The 16,709-nt window shown below is 62.2% G+C and carries 15 protein-coding genes; 9 read left to right on the top strand and 6 right to left on the bottom strand.

Annotated elements, in window-relative coordinates:
- Window positions 1–81 precede the first annotated feature (81 nt).
- The 3 genes from AC6H4Z_RS00775 to AC6H4Z_RS00765 all read left to right on the top strand — a co-directional run bounded on the left by AC6H4Z_RS00775 (window position 82) and on the right by AC6H4Z_RS00765 (window position 3,851).
- Window positions 82–693 carry a DUF4136 domain-containing protein gene (locus AC6H4Z_RS00775; protein ID WP_497544822.1) on the top strand — a complete coding sequence of 204 codons (612 nt, stop codon included), beginning with the start codon at window positions 82–84 and terminating at the stop codon, window positions 691–693.
- A gap of 78 nt (window positions 694–771) precedes the next feature.
- A complete protein-coding gene (locus AC6H4Z_RS00770; RefSeq protein ID WP_497544821.1) occupies window positions 772–1,143 on the top strand; it encodes a PadR family transcriptional regulator in 372 nt (123 codons plus the stop codon).
- Window positions 1,144–1,151: 8 nt separating this feature from the next.
- Window positions 1,152–3,851: an ABC transporter permease gene (locus tag AC6H4Z_RS00765; RefSeq protein WP_497544819.1), complete on the top strand. Its 2,700-nt coding sequence runs from the start codon at window positions 1,152–1,154 to the stop codon at window positions 3,849–3,851.
- On the opposite strand, the gene AC6H4Z_RS00760 is transcribed toward AC6H4Z_RS00765, so the two are convergent.
- A complete protein-coding gene (locus AC6H4Z_RS00760; RefSeq protein WP_497544818.1) occupies window positions 3,838–4,383 on the bottom strand; it encodes a dihydrofolate reductase family protein in 546 nt (181 codons plus the stop codon). The two genes, AC6H4Z_RS00765 and AC6H4Z_RS00760, sit on opposite strands and share 14 nt — an antisense overlap.
- A 204-nt stretch (window positions 4,384–4,587) precedes the next feature.
- On the opposite strand from AC6H4Z_RS00760, the gene AC6H4Z_RS00755 reads away from it, so the two are divergent.
- On the top strand, window positions 4,588–6,168 hold the full coding sequence (locus AC6H4Z_RS00755; protein ID WP_497544817.1) for an amidase: 1,581 nt from the start codon (window positions 4,588–4,590) through the stop codon (window positions 6,166–6,168).
- Between the two features lie 33 nt (window positions 6,169–6,201).
- The gene (locus tag AC6H4Z_RS00750; protein WP_497544815.1) at window positions 6,202–7,593 is read left to right on the top strand and encodes an erythromycin esterase family protein; all 1,392 of its coding nucleotides are present in this window, start codon (window positions 6,202–6,204) and stop codon (window positions 7,591–7,593) included.
- Here AC6H4Z_RS00750 and AC6H4Z_RS00745 read toward each other — a convergent pair.
- A complete protein-coding gene (locus tag AC6H4Z_RS00745; RefSeq protein WP_497544814.1) occupies window positions 7,580–9,535 on the bottom strand; it encodes a PAS domain S-box protein in 1,956 nt (651 codons plus the stop codon). The two genes, AC6H4Z_RS00750 and AC6H4Z_RS00745, sit on opposite strands and share 14 nt — an antisense overlap.
- 274 nt (window positions 9,536–9,809) lie before the next feature.
- Here AC6H4Z_RS00745 and AC6H4Z_RS00740 point away from each other — a divergent pair, with 274 nt between their 5' ends.
- The 3 genes from AC6H4Z_RS00740 to AC6H4Z_RS00730 are packed head-to-tail and all read left to right on the top strand — an operon-like array spanning window position 9,810 to window position 11,868.
- On the top strand, window positions 9,810–10,154 hold the full coding sequence (locus AC6H4Z_RS00740) for an ArsR/SmtB family transcription factor (protein ID WP_497544813.1): 345 nt from the start codon (window positions 9,810–9,812) through the stop codon (window positions 10,152–10,154).
- The gene (locus tag AC6H4Z_RS00735) at window positions 10,132–10,653 is read left to right on the top strand and encodes an SRPBCC family protein (RefSeq protein WP_497544812.1); all 522 of its coding nucleotides are present in this window, start codon (window positions 10,132–10,134) and stop codon (window positions 10,651–10,653) included. The genes AC6H4Z_RS00740 and AC6H4Z_RS00735 overlap by 23 nt, the downstream gene beginning before the upstream one ends.
- A 51-nt stretch (window positions 10,654–10,704) precedes the next feature.
- Window positions 10,705–11,868, top strand: a complete 1,164-nt coding sequence (locus AC6H4Z_RS00730; RefSeq protein ID WP_497544811.1) for an alpha/beta hydrolase-fold protein — start codon at window positions 10,705–10,707, stop codon at window positions 11,866–11,868.
- Window positions 11,869–11,880: 12 nt separating this feature from the next.
- Here AC6H4Z_RS00730 and AC6H4Z_RS00725 read toward each other — a convergent pair whose 3' ends face one another.
- The 3 genes from AC6H4Z_RS00725 to AC6H4Z_RS00715 all read right to left on the bottom strand — a co-directional run bounded on the left by AC6H4Z_RS00725 (window position 11,881) and on the right by AC6H4Z_RS00715 (window position 14,192).
- Window positions 11,881–13,149: a radical SAM protein gene (locus tag AC6H4Z_RS00725; RefSeq protein ID WP_497546996.1), complete on the bottom strand. Its 1,269-nt coding sequence runs from the start codon at window positions 13,147–13,149 to the stop codon at window positions 11,881–11,883.
- A 64-nt stretch (window positions 13,150–13,213) separates the two neighbouring features.
- Window positions 13,214–13,660, bottom strand: coding sequence for a YrdB family protein (locus AC6H4Z_RS00720; RefSeq protein WP_497544810.1), 447 nt, complete (start codon window positions 13,658–13,660; stop codon window positions 13,214–13,216).
- A 25-nt stretch (window positions 13,661–13,685) separates the two neighbouring features.
- Window positions 13,686–14,192: a hypothetical protein gene (locus AC6H4Z_RS00715; RefSeq protein WP_497544809.1), complete on the bottom strand. Its 507-nt coding sequence runs from the start codon at window positions 14,190–14,192 to the stop codon at window positions 13,686–13,688.
- Between the two features lie 154 nt (window positions 14,193–14,346).
- On the opposite strand from AC6H4Z_RS00715, the gene AC6H4Z_RS00710 reads away from it, so the two are divergent.
- Window positions 14,347–14,844 (top strand): hypothetical protein, encoded by a 498-nt coding sequence (locus AC6H4Z_RS00710; protein ID WP_497544808.1) that lies wholly within the window; start codon window positions 14,347–14,349, stop codon window positions 14,842–14,844.
- Between the two features lie 62 nt (window positions 14,845–14,906).
- Here AC6H4Z_RS00710 and AC6H4Z_RS00705 read toward each other — a convergent pair whose 3' ends face one another.
- A complete protein-coding gene (locus AC6H4Z_RS00705) occupies window positions 14,907–16,517 on the bottom strand; it encodes an ABC-F family ATP-binding cassette domain-containing protein (RefSeq protein WP_497544807.1) in 1,611 nt (536 codons plus the stop codon).
- Window positions 16,518–16,709 lie beyond the last annotated feature (192 nt).

Genomic DNA, 16,709 nt, shown 5'->3' with positions numbered 1-16,709 from the left:
GAGCATCGATTGCCGTCGGCCCCCCTCATGACACTCGTGCCGCGCCGTGCGCGGCTCATCCGGAATGAGGAGGAAACTCGAATGAACACGACCTTCGCTCGCCGCTCGCGGCTAGCGCTCGTGTCTGCGCTCTCGGTCGCGACACTCGGTGTAGTCGCGACCGGCTGCTCTCACGGTGGATACAGCTCCGGCTATTACGTCGGTCCGGTCGAGACGGTGTACGGCCCGGCCTGGTATCCGGCGACCTACACCACCTTCGGCTACGTAGCGTATCCGTGGTGGGGCGATCCGCCGCCGCCACCGGCGAATGATCCGCGTCGCGCCGACTCCCCGACGCGCCATGCGATCATCGAGCAGGTACACACATCGTTCGGCAATCGCGGCTATCGAATGGAGTCGAACGGCGCAGACGTCGACGTCGCTGTGTACGCGAGCTCGGATCCGGAACTCGACATCTCCGGTTACACGCACGATTACGATTGGAAGAATCTTCCCAAGCTGAAGGATAAGACGAAGTTCCCCAAAGGAACGGTCGTCGTCGACGTGCTTCAGCCCAAGACGCACCTGCTCCTCTGGCGTGGTCAAACGGTTGTGCCGGTCTCGGACGACGTCGACAAGTACGAGAAGAACCTTCGCGAGGCAGTCGATCACATCGTCGACAAGTATCCAAAGGCGAAGGCCAAGCACGACTAACATCCGGCAACAAAACGTTCCCCTTGACATCTGAGGGTAACAAGCGAATAGTACCCTCACTTCCTGAGGGTACTTGCCTTGCCGACAAAATCTCCCGCTCGTGCCGACGCGTCGCCCGACCTCGATCTCCTCCAGGGCACGCTCGACGTCATGATCCTCAAAGCCCTCTCGTGGGGCGCGATGCACGGCTTTGGTGTGGCGAAATGGATTCGCCACACCACCGAAGACGTCCTCCAGATCGAAGACAGCGCGCTCTACCCGGCGCTCCACCGCATGGCGCATCGCGGCCTCATCGATGCCGATTGGGGACTCACCGAGAACAAGCGCCGCGCCAAATACTACACGCTCACCACTAGGGGCCGGCAGCAACTCCGCGCACGTGCGACGAGTTGGGACCGCTACTCGAGCGCGGTCACCAAGGTCATTCACGCCACCGTCCAACCGTCGTGAGGCCACAGATGTCCGACTCCGATTCACCAAAGTGGCATCGCTATGTCCGCTTCTGGCGCGCGAATGTCGCCGCTGACGTCGACGCCGAGCTGTCGTTCCACGTCGACGCGCGCACTCAGGAGCTGTGCGACGCTGGCATCGAACCCTCTACGGCACGCACACAGGCGTTGCGTGAGTTCGGCGACGTCGAGCGCGCGCGCCACACGCTGCGCGCGATGGACGAGCGACACGCTGCCGACGAACGCCGCGCGAATCTGTTGACAGATCTCGTGCGCGACTCACGCGTAGCTCTGCGATCGCTCCGGCGCAGCCCCGGCCTCGTTGCCGTCGTGACACTGACGCTATCGCTCGGCATTGGTGTGACGAGCGCAATGTATAGCGTGGTCGACGCGTATCTCTTCCGCCCACTCCCCGGCGTACACACGAGCGACCTCGTCGTCCTCGGTCGAACAGAGACGGATCTTCTACAACCGCACGATCTTTCCTTTCCAGACTTCCGTGATTTTCGCGCGGACACTGCCGTCTTCGCGTCATTGGCCGGCTACACGACCCGCATCGTTGAACTGAATACAGATCGCGGTGCCGACCGTCTGTGGGTCGACGATGGCACGCCGAACTATTTCTCCGTACTCGGCCTGCCTGCCATGATCGGCCGAACATTTTCGCCTCGCGACGACGACGGTATTCTCGCACACCCGTCGCTCGTGCTCACGTACAAATCGTGGAAAGCGCACTTCGCTGGCGATTCGTCCGTTGTTGGTCGGGTTGTTCGCATCAACGATCACCCGGTCACCGTCATCGGCGTGATGCCTCCAGAATTTCACGGTGTCCGACCGATCGTCGACATCGATGGCGTCGCCGTGTTCAATCAGGTGTGGCCCGCCTACGGGAAGACGCTAGAGGATCGCGGGGCGATCGCCGCGAGCGTGTTCGGCCGGCTCCGCTCGGGCGTCTCGATCTCCGCGGCGAAAGAAGCGGTTCGCCTCAAAGCTCGTCAGCTGGAACGCGCATACCCCACGACGAACAAAGGCGTCGGCGCAGTGCTCTTTCCAGAGCGATATGCCCGGCCGAGTGTTGCGGTGTCGAACGTCACGCCAGCGGTCGCAACGGTGTTCATGACGCTCGTCGTGCTGGTGCTGCTCGTTGCCTGCGCCAACGTTGCTAGCCTCTTGCTCGCCCGGGTAGTCGTGCGCGGACGAGACATGGCGATTCGTGCGGCAATCGGCGCGAGTCAGTGGCGGCTGGTCCGCCAGGTGTTCGTCGAATGCTCGCTACTTGCTCTGCTCGGTGGTATCGGAGCAGTCGCGGTTGCCTATGCGGCACTGCAGGCGGTCGAGTCCATTCACTTCGCCACGGACATTCCCATACGCTGGGGGGTTGGGCTCAACATGCGAGTGGTCGCATTCACAGCGGCAGCCACGCTGTTGACGGCGCTCGCAACGAGCATTGCCCCGGCATCCGCCGCGCGAAAGCGGAACCTCAATGACCTGCTCAAGTCCGGAACGGGCAACTCCGCTTCTTCCAGCCATCGACGCATGCGTTCGGCGCTCGTCGTCGGCCAGATCGCCGTCTCGGTGGTCGTACTCGTGTGCGCCGGGCTGTTCGTGCGCAGCTCTGCCAACGCTGCGAGCATGAGTTTTGGATTTCGCACCGATCATCTGGCAATGATGTCGACGTCGCTGCGAAAGCAGAGCTTCGACAGCGTCCGCGGTCGCGCGACATACGACGACATCCTTCGTCACGCAGCGGTCGTACCGGGAGTGCGCTCGGTTGCGCTCGCGCAATTCCTGCCCTTCGGCTACAACCGTGAGACGGAGGCAATCATCCCGATCGCATCCGGTGTGACCGTTCCGGCAAACGGGTTCGGCTATTTCAACAACGTCGTAGCCGGTGACTACTTCGGAACAATGGGAATTGCGCTGCTGCAAGGACGTGCGTTCACTGAACGTGACGACGCGCGCGCGCCCGCGGCGGCGATCGTCAACGAAGCGTTCGCGAAAACGATCTGGCCTGGTGAGACAGCAGTCGGAAAGCGCTACCACACTGGCAACGCCAACGGCCCGATCATCGAGATCATCGGCGTCGTCGCCAACATGCAGGATATCATACTCGGCGAGTCTCCCCGACCGTACGTCTTTCGACCGCTCGCACAGGCGTATCGCGCCGAAATGACGTTGCTCGTGCACACCGCACCGGATCCGGCGCTGGTTGCGCCGGCGTTGCATGAGGCGATCACGAACGTCGATCGAACACTCCCAGTATTCGACATGCGTACGATGGACGAGCATCTGCGAAATGGGCAGGCACTTCTGTTCACGCGCCTCGGATCCGCGGTAGCACTGGTGTTCGGCCTGCTTGCATTGGTGCTCGCGACTGTCGGTGTCTATGGCGTCGTATCGTATTCGGTGGCGCAGCGGACCCGCGAGATCGGCGTGCGCGTCGCACTCGGAGCGCGGCTGCCCGCAATTCTGCGGCTCGTCGTCGGTCAGGGACTCAGACTCGCGTGGACCGGCGTGTTCGTTGGACTCGTGCTCTCGATCGCCACAACCGGCGTGGTGTCGTCCATTCTATACGGGGTGGCTCCGCGAGATCCAGTCGTGCTGATCGTCGTTGGTACGGTGCTGACGCTTGTCGCTGCTACGGCGAGTCTGATTCCAGCCCGTCGCGCAACGCGCATCGATCCGCTGACGTCGCTCAGATCGGAGTAACGCCAGCCATTGCCACGGCCATGTATTCGCTCTGCACCAGTCCGCTCTGGTATGAGCGCGTAGCCACATGATTGAATCGGATGTCGCGCGACACGGGGCCGAACAACGGAATGCCGCTCCCTAACACAACCGGAATACGCGTGATGATCAGACGTTGAATGAGACCAGCTTCGAGAAAGCGCTGAATCGTCACGCCGCCATCGATGTACAGTGAGTGCAGCCCGAAGTCCGCGAGCCTCGCGATGACTTCGGAAGGAGTCGCCGACATCACCGTGCAGTTTGCACCAGCGGGCACGGTCACGGCGCTCGGAGTCGACGTCAGCACGACAACGTGCTTCGTGCCGTATGGCCACTCGGGAAACGACAGTACGGTCTCGAATGTCTTACGGCCAATCACCAGGGCGTCGATCGTCGCCATGAACTCGTGGTAGCCGTGATCCTCGCCGCCACCTTCGGGCAGCCAATCGAGTGCGCCGTCTGTTCGCGCGATGAATCCATCCAGGCTCGTAGCAATGAACACCGATGCGGCCACTCTACCTCCGGTCGCGCTGAGCGATTGCAATTGACGCCTCGCCATGGCGTGAGCGTGATCCAGCCGAGACCGACGTTCACATCCGACTGCCAGCTTTGCTGGGGGACGACTCGAATATCGCATTCGTGATCCGCAAACGGCAATTCCGAATCGGACCAGCGGCTGAGTCTCGCGGCAGGACGGTTTTGCCGTATCTTCACCTCCATGTCGCCTTCCCGTCGCCAAGCGCTCGCGCAACTCGCCGCGGTTGCTGCACTCCCGCTCACGCGTTGGAACTTCGCCGCGGCCGACGATCCTCTCGACGGAACCATCGCCGACTATCAAGCCGGCCGCCGACGCGGCGCGTGGACTTCGGCTGACGTGACCGCTCGCGCGCTCGAGCGATGCCGGAGCAACGGCGCCCAATGGCACGCGATCGATGCGCTCTCCGCCACGGCCCTCGACGACGCTCGCGCGGCTGACGCGCGGTTGCGCGCCAACCAGACACGTGGTCCGCTCGACGGCGTTCCAGTATTTGCGAAAGCTATCTACGACATGTCCGGGCTTCCGACGACCGGCTCCAGCGCCGAGTGGGCGAAGCTCTTTCCCGACGCGGTTCGACGTGACGCGCTCGAGATAGCACGTCTGCGCGCCGCGGGCGCAATCGTCCTCGGAAAGACGGCAGCCGACGACTTCGCATATCACGGCAACGGGACGAGCAGCCACACTGGCCAAGTGCTCAACCCCCACGACCGCACCGGCACGCGTACTCCCGGTGGATCGAGTGCAGGTTCGGCCGTCGCTGTCGCAAGCGGAATGGCCTTCGCCGCGCTCGGCACCGACGACGGCGGCTCGAATAGAATCCCGGCACAGTTCACTGGCGTCGTAGGAATGAAGCCGACGTTCGGACTCGTTCCACGCACCGGCGTGATTCCTACGTGGCCATACCTCGACACGCACGGACCACTCGCACGATCGGTGGCTGACGCCGCCATTCTCCTTTCGGCGATCGGTGGCCCAGATGCATCGGATCCGCTCGCACTGACTGCTGCGTGGAATGGCGCGCCTCTCACCACACTCCGCGACGATTCACTGCGCGGCGTGCGCCTTGGCATCGTCGACGCGCACGTGCCGCGCACGCAGATGAGTACCGAAGCGCTGGCGATGTGGGATCGCGCAGTGGCGGATTTGCGCGAAGCGGGCGCAACGGTCGAGCCCTTTGATGTGGCAGTAACGCGCATCAACTATCGAGATGCTTTTGCCGCCTCCGCGCGCAACCGCAACGATGTGGCCGTCAACGCCAACTCCCCGGCACCAACCGCGAACGCATTGCTTCGATACTTCGCCGGTCGAACCGACGACCCACGCGGCGCAGTACGTCGCGGATATCCCGCGTTCCGAAAATTCTACGACGTGCTGCCGGCGACATTCGAGGAGTGTGAACCACTGCTCGATCAGCCCATGGCCGACGATCCGGCGGGTCGCTCCTTCGCGCGATCACGCGCCGAGGTCGTTGCCTCGCTTGGCGCATCAATGCGCGCAGCGAACGTCGTCGCGATGGTCTACCCGACCATGCCCTTCAACGCTCCGCGCGCCGTGGATCCATGGCCTGACGTTCGCACCGCGCTCGGCTACGGGAACTGGCTCGGCCTCCCCGAGGTATCAGTGCCCGCCGGAATGGGCGCTGACGGAATGCCCGCGCTGAATCTTTCAGTCGTGGGGCTGCCGGGCGACGACGCGCGAGTACTGTCATTCGCGCATTCATATGAAAAACAGTCGCGGCGATTCGTGGCGCCGCCGCGCTAGAACTTAAAATCGTTTACGGTCGGAGTCATTGAGATGAAACCAGCAGCCGAAAACACTCGTGCGGTTCGACTGGTTCCGAGAGCGCTCTTCGTCGTCGTGTTGCTGATGACAGCGACGCTGATTGCAGCGTGTACCAGTCGCTCCGAAGGCGCTGTAGGTCCGTCCGCTCCAGATGCGTCGGTTCTCGACCTGGCATGGCTCCGCGCGAACGCCAAGACACTGCGCACGGCGGAGCCGAGCGACGACGCCTCCGATCTCGCGCCGATCAAACAAATGATCGGCAACGCACACGTCGTCGCGCTCGGGGAGGATTCGCACGGGACGCACGAGTTCTTTGCCATGAAGCACCGACTCGTGCGGTATCTCGTCGAGCAGATGGGGTTCACCACGTTCGCCATTGAAGCAACGTGGGCCGAGGCAAATCGCGTCAATGACTACGTCCAGGGCGGCCCCGGTGACCCGCATGTCCTTCTGTCCAATCTGTACTTCTGGACGTGGAACACACAGGAAGTATTTGACATGATCGAGTGGATGCGCGCGTACAATGCGACAAGGCCTGCGGCGTCGCGCGTGAGCTTCTACGGTTTTGACATGCAGTACTCACGCGTGACGATGAACGACGTCGACAGCTATCTCGCCGGCGTCGATCCGGCCGCGCGCGCGATAGAACGTTCGCAGTATGCCTGCTATCGGACCTATCAGGATTCGATCGGCGTTCCCCATCCGTTGTACACGAACGCCGGCGGGATCTGTAAGGCGGGCGTCGACTCGGTGTACAATCTCATGGTCGCCGGCCAAGCACGGTTCGTCTCGTCGTCCGGTCGCGCAGCATACGATCGGGCGTTGCACGCGGCGAGAATCGTTCAGCAAAACGAACGGCTGAACTGCTGCACGAACAACCCCAATGATCGCGACACCGACATGGCCGAGAACGCCGACTGGCTGCTCAACCAGGTCGGTCCGAATGGCAAGATCATTCTCTGGGCGCACAACGGGCATATCAACGCCGTCAAGAACACGATGGGCGGATTTCTCCGACAGTCACATGGCGCTGACTACGTTCCGCTTGGATTCACGGTCAATCTCGGGTACTACAACACGTTCGATCTCGCGAATCCTTTGGTAACGCCTTTGGTCCGTGCAATCGCGATTAGTGCCGCCGCGCCCGGATCATACGAGTACCAGTTCGCGCATGTTGGCCCGTGGGGCTTTCTCGTCGATTTACGAACGGCCGCGGCACTTCCAGCGTCCGACCCAGGCGCATGGATTCAAGGCCCGCTTGGCTACCGCATCTTCGACGAGCAACACGTGGCAGACGTGTCGCACAATGCCCCATTCCCGACGTATCTGCCGAAGATCTTTGATCTCATGATCTTCTTCGATACGACCAGTGCAACGAAGCTGCTCCCGTTCAAGTACTACTAGGCTCGGGGACGGGTTCCTGGTCGCGGTACAAAGGAATTGTGAAGAAGAATGTGCTACCGCGCCCGACAGCGCTCTCCAACCAGATGCGGCCGCCGTGTGCTTCGACGATTCCCTTCGTGATGGGAAGACCAAGACCAGCGCCGAGGCGCTTCGTTCGCGTGGCTGCTTGCCAGAATCGGTCGAACACATGTGGTACGCTTTCGGGCGCGATTCCGGGACCCGAATCGGCAACGGAGAACACGACCGTTTCACCCTCCGCTGCCGTACGAACCGTGATGTGTCCGCCTGCCGGCGTGAACTTGACCGCGTTCCCGATCAGGTTGTCGAACACCTGAAGCAACCGATTTCGATCACCCCATACGTCGTGAGTTCCGCCGTCCCCCTCGAGGCGCAGCTCGAGCTCGGACGCAACTGCATGCGGACGTTGGGCCTCTACGGCATCCCGCGCGATGTCGGTCGCAGAGAGCCGCTCTCGATGCAGCTTCATCTGTCCCGCTTCGACCATCGCCACGTCGAGCAGATCTTGGATCAGGTGATTCATGCGCTTGGCTGATCGCGTGATCACCAGCCGCGGTCTTTGATCACGCCGTTCGGGCTCGGCGTCAGCGCGCTCGAGTAGCGCCGCCTGCATGAGGATTGTGCTGAGCGGATTGCGAAGATCGTGCGCCACGATGCCGAGCACGTCGTCGCGCGCGCTCACCGCGTGCTGCAGGGCCGCCTCGACCTTCTTACGATATGTGACGTCGCGGAGTACGACCGAGAAGAATCGTGCTCCACCGACGTCGACTTTCGAGATCGAGCCCTCCGCCGGAAACTCTTCGCCATTCTTGCGAAGGCCGAAGATCTCTCGCTGTTCACCCATGACTCTCGCGGGAACGTCGCTCGTGGCGAAGCGCGCGAAGTGTTCGCGGTGTTGAACGCGAAAGCGAACCGGAATGAGTTGCTCCAGCGCAATTCCAATCGCTTCGCCCTCGGCATAACCGAAGATCTTTTCAGCTCCCTCGTTGAACACCGTGACGCGCTGGTTCGCATCGACCGAGATGATGGCGTCGGCGGCGATTGATACGATGCCTGAGAATTTTGCCTCGGACAGACGAAGCGCTTCATCGGCGCGCTTGCGTTCGGTGATGTCTTCGATTTGGGAGATGAAATAGCGCGCTGCTCCGTCAGGGGCACGCAACACCGAAACGCTGAGCATGACGTCCACGATCGATTTGTCCTTCCGGATATACCGCTTCTCGAACTGATATCGCGTGAGCTCGCCGCGAGAGAGCTTCTGCGCGAGCGCGACGTCCTTGCCGACGTCATCAGGGTGTGTGATGTCCTGAAAGGTCAGCCGCACTAGTTCGTCCGTGGTGTACCCAGTCATCTCGCAAAGCGCCTGGTTCACGCGAACGAAGTGGCCGTCGAGAGCGACGAGTGCCATACCGATTGGCGCCTCCTCGATCGTAAGGCGGAAGCGCTCTTCCGATTCACGCAGTTGCGCGTTCGCCGACTCCGCGCGTTTGCGGTCGAACTGCTCATCAGTTAGCAGGCGCCTGCGCTCTTCGGACGCGGCGCGCAGCTCTCGGTTGGACTGCTCGGCGATCTGGCGTCGCTGGTTCATGAGCCAGGTCATATAGACGACGATGAGCCCCTCGCCGGCGAAGATAAGTACCTGAATCGCGGCCCGCGTTGGCGGATTCCCCCCAGGCAGAATGAACAAGACGACGACGAACGGAAGCGCGATCCCGAGGCTCAGCAGCGCGGGCCCCGCGCCCGCGAGCAGACAGGTCGCGAGCGTCGCGGCGAATGGTAGACCGAAGGGAACGGTCGTGCCCATCAATGGCGCGAACACCATCCTCAGCGCGATCGCCAACAAGGCGGCCACGACGCCGAACCCGTAGCGGGCGGCGGTGCTCCGAAAGACGAAGCCTTCGCGTATGGGATCGGCTAGTCGCATGACTACAGGATGCGGCGTCGCGGCGTCGCGACTGGCGGTTTCCGTTCGCTCATGGGACGTACCCAACCAACACTGAGTATTTCAATATATGACTTCTAACTCACTCGGCCAGCTAAGACACGCGCGCCGGACGCGTTGGTATCGGCTACCTCGGGCACGTCACAGGCCACGCCAACGCTGAGGTCCCTCATCACGGCGACGAAGACGCGTGAACACAGTAGGCCGGGTTAACATATGCCTTGACAGGCATATGTCGTGACCACATATTCTGGCCGTGACCGAGACCTTTGCCGCCCTCGCGGAACCCAATCGCTATCGCATCGTCGAACTGCTCCGTTCAGGCGGACGGTCCGTAAATGAGATCGGTGTGCGCCTGGACCTGAACCAGCCGCAGGTGTCCAAGCACCTGCGCGTGCTGCGAGACGTGGGACTCGTGCGCGTCGAGCCGCGCGCGCGGCAGCGCGTCTACGAGCTGCAGGCCAAACCGTTGCGGCAGCTTCACGACTGGCTCGACCGCTATCGCGCCGTTTGGGATGTGCGCTTCATCGCACTGGATGAGCTCCTCGTCGAGCTCGAGCAAAACAAGGAGACGCCCAATGTCAGCAAAAAGCGGAAGTGAAGGTGCAACCGTAAGTCGCACGCAGATGGAGCGCGCGTCGGAACGCGAGCTCGTCATCCGCCGAGTGTTCAGCGCGCGACCGCAGACAGTATTCGACGCGATGACGAAGCCGGAATTGCTCAGACGCTGGTGGGCCCCAAAGTCACTCGGCGTCGAGTTGTTCGAGGTCGAGTCGGACCCTCGCGTTGGCGGCCGGTATCGATACGTATTCGGACGGCCCGGAGAGCCGCGCATGGCATTCTCTGGTACGTACAAAGAAGTCGTGTCCGGCTCCCGCGTCGTATACACGCAGATCTTCGAGCCGATGCCCGACACTGGCGAAGGCGTGATCACCGCCGTCTACGAAGCACACGAGGGCGGGACTCTGCTCACGCAGCGCGAGTTGTATCCGTCGAAGGAAGTGCTCGATGCCGTACTCGCTTCGGGAATGGAGCGCGGTATGCGCGAAACGCTGGAGCAGCTCGAGGCACTGTTGCCGGAGCTCGAAGGTCGCGCATAAGCTCCACGAAGAACACTCGACAAGTTCACCACAATGGGCGCATGATTCGTCATGCGCCCATTCACGGCACTCGTAGTCGCAGCAATCCTCGCTAGTCCCGCCACCGCTCAAACGCGCACTGTTCGCATTCCATCCAAGATCCTCGGGGAGGATCGTGTGGTGCATGTGAACCTGCCGCCGAACTATTCGCTCGCGCGCCAACGGTACGAGGTCGTGTATCTGCTCGACGGTCACGTGCGGCAGTTTTTCGATCTCACCGTGGCAGCGGCCGCGTTCGACGTCATCGGCGACGTTCACGACTACACTATGCCACCGCAGATCGTCGTCGGTATCGACCAGCGCGATCGCGGTGAGGATCTCGGTCGGAACCAGGAGCTCTTCACTCGCTTTCTCGTCGAGGAAGCAGTGCCGTTCATCGATCGTACGTATCGAACGTCAGGGTTCCGCACTCTCATTGGACATTCACTCGGCGGTCGCTTTGCACTGATGACGTTTTGTCGAGCACCGGGGGTCTTTCCTGCGGTGATCGCGATCAGCGCCGCGGGCGGCGCCGACTCAACTGGCGCCGACCCCGTGATGCGCTGCCTCAGCACGGCGTTCGCCGCAAATACGACGACGTTGCGGCAGCTCGTGCTATCCGCTGGTGAGCGCGAAGAGCGGCTTCATGCCGGCGTCGAGCGGCTCCGCGTCTTTCTTCGCGCCAGTGCGCCGCCGAATTGGCGATGGACTATTGTCGAAGGACCGGGGCTTGGCCACACCGATACGCCGCTCGCGACGATTCCGCCCGGCATTCGCTTTGTGCAAGACAAGAGCGTGTGGGAGATGCCGCCGGCGCATGCCGACAGTGTAGCGAATGCGACTCTCGATCCCGAGAAAGCCATTCCCGAGTTCTATGCGGCGTTGAGTACGCGCATTGGTTCCCCCGTTGCGCCATCGCTTCGATGGATGCTCACCGAGGCACGCATACGGGTCCGCCAGCCAGATGCCGCGGCTGCGGAACGGTCAATCCGCCGATTGATTGCCGCGTATCCAGAGGATCTCGAGGGCTACGGCATGCGTTCTGATCTCGCGCTGCGGACCGGCGACACGACCACCGCGCGAAATGCGCTCAGCGACGCGCTACATATGCTCGGCCGCCTGGAGATGCACGACGTCTACGATGTGGAACGAAAACGAAAGCTCCTCGAGACCGCACTGGCTGCGCTGCGGCGCTGACGGAACCAGAACTCACCGGAATGTTCCTGGACTGAAGTCGTATAGTCCGGTGTGGGCGCCAACGTCGTCTTCAGGGCGCCAGAGACCGAGTTGCTCCGACCATTTACCGGCACCAAGCGCGCGGCCCTTTAGGGCGAGGAAACCAGCGGCGCGCGTGGTCTGTACGCCGAGCTTCTCGAGATCTGCGAGATCTCGAATGATCGTATTCCGCCGGTGTGCGACGATGCGCCGCGCCGTGACGACACCGATTCCCGGAACGCGCACGATCGATCGATACGAAGCCGTAGCAACGTCGACGGGAAAGAGCTCCGGGTGTGCGAGTGCCCATGCCACCTTTGGATCTCGGTCGAGCGGAAGGTTGCCATCGTCCTGGTAGACGACGTCGGAGATCCTGAAACCGTAGTAGCGCAGCAGATAGTCCGCTTGGTATAGCCGATGTTCGCGCAACGCCGGAACCGCCGTGCGCGTCTCGAGCGGGGTGTCGCGGATTGGACGAAAGGCGCTGAAGTGCACGTGATGAACGCCACCGCCCGAATAGATCTCCGATACGCGCTGTACGATCGTGCGGTCAGTATCGAGCGTTGCGCCGACGACGAATTGCGTCGTCATTCCGGCGGTGCCGCCTGGCCGAAGTGGATTGCGCCGCCAACCGTCCGCTTCGAGTTGCTGCTCGTTGACGACGAGCGACCGTGCACGCGTGAGCGTGGTCAAGGTTGTCTCGAAGTTCTTTTCCGGCGCGATCGCGCTGAGCGTATCACCACACGGCGCCTCGAGATTAATCGACACTCGGCTTGCAAGATCTGTAATGCGCTCCACCTGCGCCTGTTCGGCGCCCGGCAGGATTTTTACATGGATGTAGCCGGTAAATCGATGAGTATTTCGTAGTAGATCCAGAACCTGGATCAGATCGTCCATCACTTTCACGACGCGCCCTGGAATCGCCGTCGTGATGAAGAGCCCGTCACACCAGCCGCGACGTCGTGCCTCGAGAAAGATGCGAACCAGCTCGGGCGGCTTAAGGAGTGCGCGCGGCATGTTGCGGTCGCGGCGCATTGGGCAGTAATGACAGTTGAAGCTGCACGCATTGGTCATGAGAATGCGGAGCAGCGTCGTACGCCTGCCTCGACCCGCACTGACCGTGCGGAAATTCAGTGGCCGCAGAGCGCCCGCGGCATTGGCGTTTCGAAGGCGCGGCGGAAGCGACGCCGGGATCGACGGATTCGCTTCTCGATCATCGCCGGCGAGCGACATGAGGAGCGCGAGCTTCTGTTCGAGCGACATCGTGTCCACGTTTTCCTCCAGCGACGACCGTGGACACTACCGAACAAACACCGAAAATACAAGCCTACGCTTTTGGCGAACCGCCTTCACCCCCAAGGAGAGATGACAGAAGCGCAGCGGGTTGCCGAAGTTCGAAGACGATCAGTATGGCGGTGTTGATGAGCGCAATGGCGCCAAACGCGATCGCGGCGCGTTGCGCTCCGGCATAATGCAAAGCGACCGTTGCGATGAGAAACGGACCGAGCGAAAGGACGAGTCGAAGGATGGGCGACATCTTGGCGGGCGCTTTGGGCGAGAGCAACATTGCCCAAAGACCGGCAGCTAGTGCGGGCGTCGCAATCGCGGCGATGACGCGAACGATGCTACCCGTGGCGGCGTGCCAACCCCAGTACGCGAGCGCGGCGAGCATGGCCAACTCGAGAAGGAACCGCAGGAGGTGGTTCAAGCCATTGAACAGCACCTCGAACTGGAGCAGGAGAACCTTGAACGGCAGCGCGCGAGCTGGTGGCATTGAGTCCGTCACGCCGCCGTCGTTCTTACGTCCCGAGTGAGACGTCGAAAGAGCCGGATGTCACAGCTTTGGAACCAGATGCGTTCGTTCCGACGACCGCCGAACCGGTGAACGAGAACGTTCCCGTCGCGTGCGTCGTAGTAAGTGTCGTGAACGTGACTGTTCCCGTTCCACCGCTGAGCGAACTTAGCCAGACCGACGCTCCGCTCGTATATTGCCCAGCGCCGACACCGCCAAAGCCCAGACTGTAGGTGCCAGGCGCTGTCACGCCAGTCATGACCACCGAGAGTCGCGCGCCGCTGCTATTTGTGGCGGCGATGCTGAAGTTGCCTCCCCCTCCGGAGGCCCGTGTCGCGATGACGTTGCTCTTGCCCGACGCCGAGAACGTACCGCCATCGACAGTGGCGCTCATCATACCGGTGCCGCTCGAATCGGCCGCAGGCAGATCCGGACTCTCGGGATTCCCCTCCTTACACGCGACAGTGCCAACGGCGCATACGCAGGCAAAAACGAAAACCAAAAGGCGGGTCATCGCTACTCCAGAGTAAGACGTGGCGCCGTTTCATCGACCGAGCCAGTGAATTTCAAGCGCCTGAGGTTGCGACGCAATGCCGGTCCGGTTCCCATTTTGCGTTCGTCGCCGGAGAGTTCTTTCCTGGCAACGGATCGGATCGGACGGTGAATTCATGACGCGCCTTCAAGCCTGGCTCAGCGGACTGTGTCTCGTGTCATCCGTGCTAGCGAGCGCCGCGGGCGCGCAGCAGCAGCGTGGCGTCAGCGACGTCGGACTCGACTCGCTGAAGCGGGCAGTCGGTTTTCGCGTGCGTGTGCGAGACGCAGCATCCTCATCGTGGCAACTCGGGACTCTCGGGTCCGTCAATGATGAAACGCTAATCCTACGCGGTCACGACGATAGCAAGATCCCCACACAGAGCCTCGTTGCCGTGCAGAAGAGCCTTGGGCATGCGCGGTACAATCCGACGATGGCTGGCTTCTTCATCGGCATGTTCGCCGGGGGCGCGGGCGGCTTTGCGATCGGCAACGCCAATCGGAAGTCGTCGCAGCCGCACGGCTCACAGCGAAGTGTGGGTCTCGCTATAGGCGCGGCAGTTGGCGCTGGACTCGGCGCCGTCATTGGAGCCGCGATCGCACCGGAGCACTGGCGAGATATTCGATTGCGCTAGTACAGATCCGCTCGGCGCGTCTGCACCTAACGCGTGGCCTCACTTGCCGAGCGTCCGGATCCTTAGGCGCGACGTGCCCTGTCCGCTTCCCATTCTGTGAATGGGCCGTCGAAATCGATCAGGCGTGTCCCGTCGAACCACCAAACACGCGTCGCGACCTCGCGCAGGAACGCACGGTCGTGACTCACCAATAGCACCGTACCCTCGTACTCGTCCAACGCGTCCTCGAGCACCTCGATGTTCTCGACATCGAGGTGATTGGTCGGCTCGTCGAGCACCAGAAGGTTTGCACGCGAGAGCGAGATGAGCGCGAGCGCCACTCGCGCTCGTTCGCCACCACTGAGTGTGCCGATCTCGCGCAGCACCTCATCGCCACTGAAGCCGAACGCGCCGAGGTGCCCCTGCAGTTGCCCTCGGTTCCAGAGTGGACGCTGGTTCTGGATCGCGTCCGACAACGACTGGCGAAGCGGGAGATCGGCGAGGTCCTGGCGGAACCACGCGGCCGTGATCGAGCCGCCGATTCGGGCCGTGCCACTCGCGGGAACGCGATCGCCAAGCAGTGTCGAGATGAACGACGTCTTGCCAGCGCCATTCGGACCGACGAGCGCGACGAAATCGTTTCGTCGCAGCACCGCGGTGAAGTCGTCAACGAGTACGCGACCTGGGACTTCCACCCGGAGATCGTCGATGGCGACTACCTGGTCACCGCCACGTTCAGCGATTTCGAGGTTGAGCGTCATTGCGGCAGGATCGCCCGGCGGTGGCGCGAGGCGCGGTAGTCGTTCGAGCCGCTTCCGCTTGCCCTTGGCCTGGAACGAGTTCACACCCGCGATGTTTCGCCGAATGTACTCCTCTTCCTTCTTTACGTACGCGCGTTGTTTTTCCATCTCGCGCTCGCGCGTGAGCCGACGCTCGGCACGCTGCGGAACGAACTGGCTGTAGTTGCCCTTGTACGACTCGCTCGTACGAGCTTCCACATGGAGGATGTTCGTGCAGATGGCATCGAGGAATGCTCGATCGTGCGACACGACGATCACCGTCTCATCGGCCTCTTTGAGCCACTCCTGAAGCCAGGTCGTGGTGTCGAGGTCGAGGTGATTTGTGGGCTCGTCGAGCAAGAGGAGGTCGGCAGGAGCGATGAGCTGCGCCGCCAGACCAACGCGTCCGCGTTCGCCACCGGAGAGCGACGATACGAGTCGCGTCTTCGATTCTTCGGCGTCGAACCCGAGGCCTTGAAGCACCGCGTCGACGCGGGCGTGATAGATGTAGCCGCCAAGGTCGGCGAAGCGCTCCTGATCGTGCCCGAACTTCTCCAAGAAGGCGTCAGTGACGCGCTCGCCCAATTCGCCGAGCTCGATCGCCTGTTCAGCAATGCGTTGCTCGAGCGTCATGACTTCGCGCCATGCAGCCGCGCCCGCCTGCCATACCGTGGTGGCGCCCTCGAAGGCACGATGCTGATCGAGCAGGGCGTGTCGAAGTCCCGGCTTTCGCGCGACGCTGCCCACCGTGGGTTGAAGATCTCCTGTGATGACCTTGAAGATCGATGTCTTGCCGGCGCCGTTGCGTCCGATGATCCCCCACCGTTCGCCCTCGGCGACGGTGAAAGTGATGTTCTTGAACAGCTCATCGGCGCCGAACGAGATGCCGACGTTGGAGACGGAGAGTAGGGTCACGGAGAGAGAGCAGAGGACCACGTAGGCGCTCCGGCCGGACGGCACGTAAGCCGTTGCGGAACGCATTCAGCCAGAGAAAGCTAAACGCCGGCGCGGTCAACTACTTGGCCCCTCAAGGGGAGACGTCGTGGCGAGCTAGGCCATCGACTCAACCGGCGCAGCCTGGGCACTTAAAGACCGCTGCCATCACCT

The sequence above is a fragment of the Leucogemmata humicola genome, from assembly GCF_055379415.1.
Note: the sequence above shows the minus strand (reverse complement) of the source record. Positions and strands in the feature narration are given on the sequence as shown.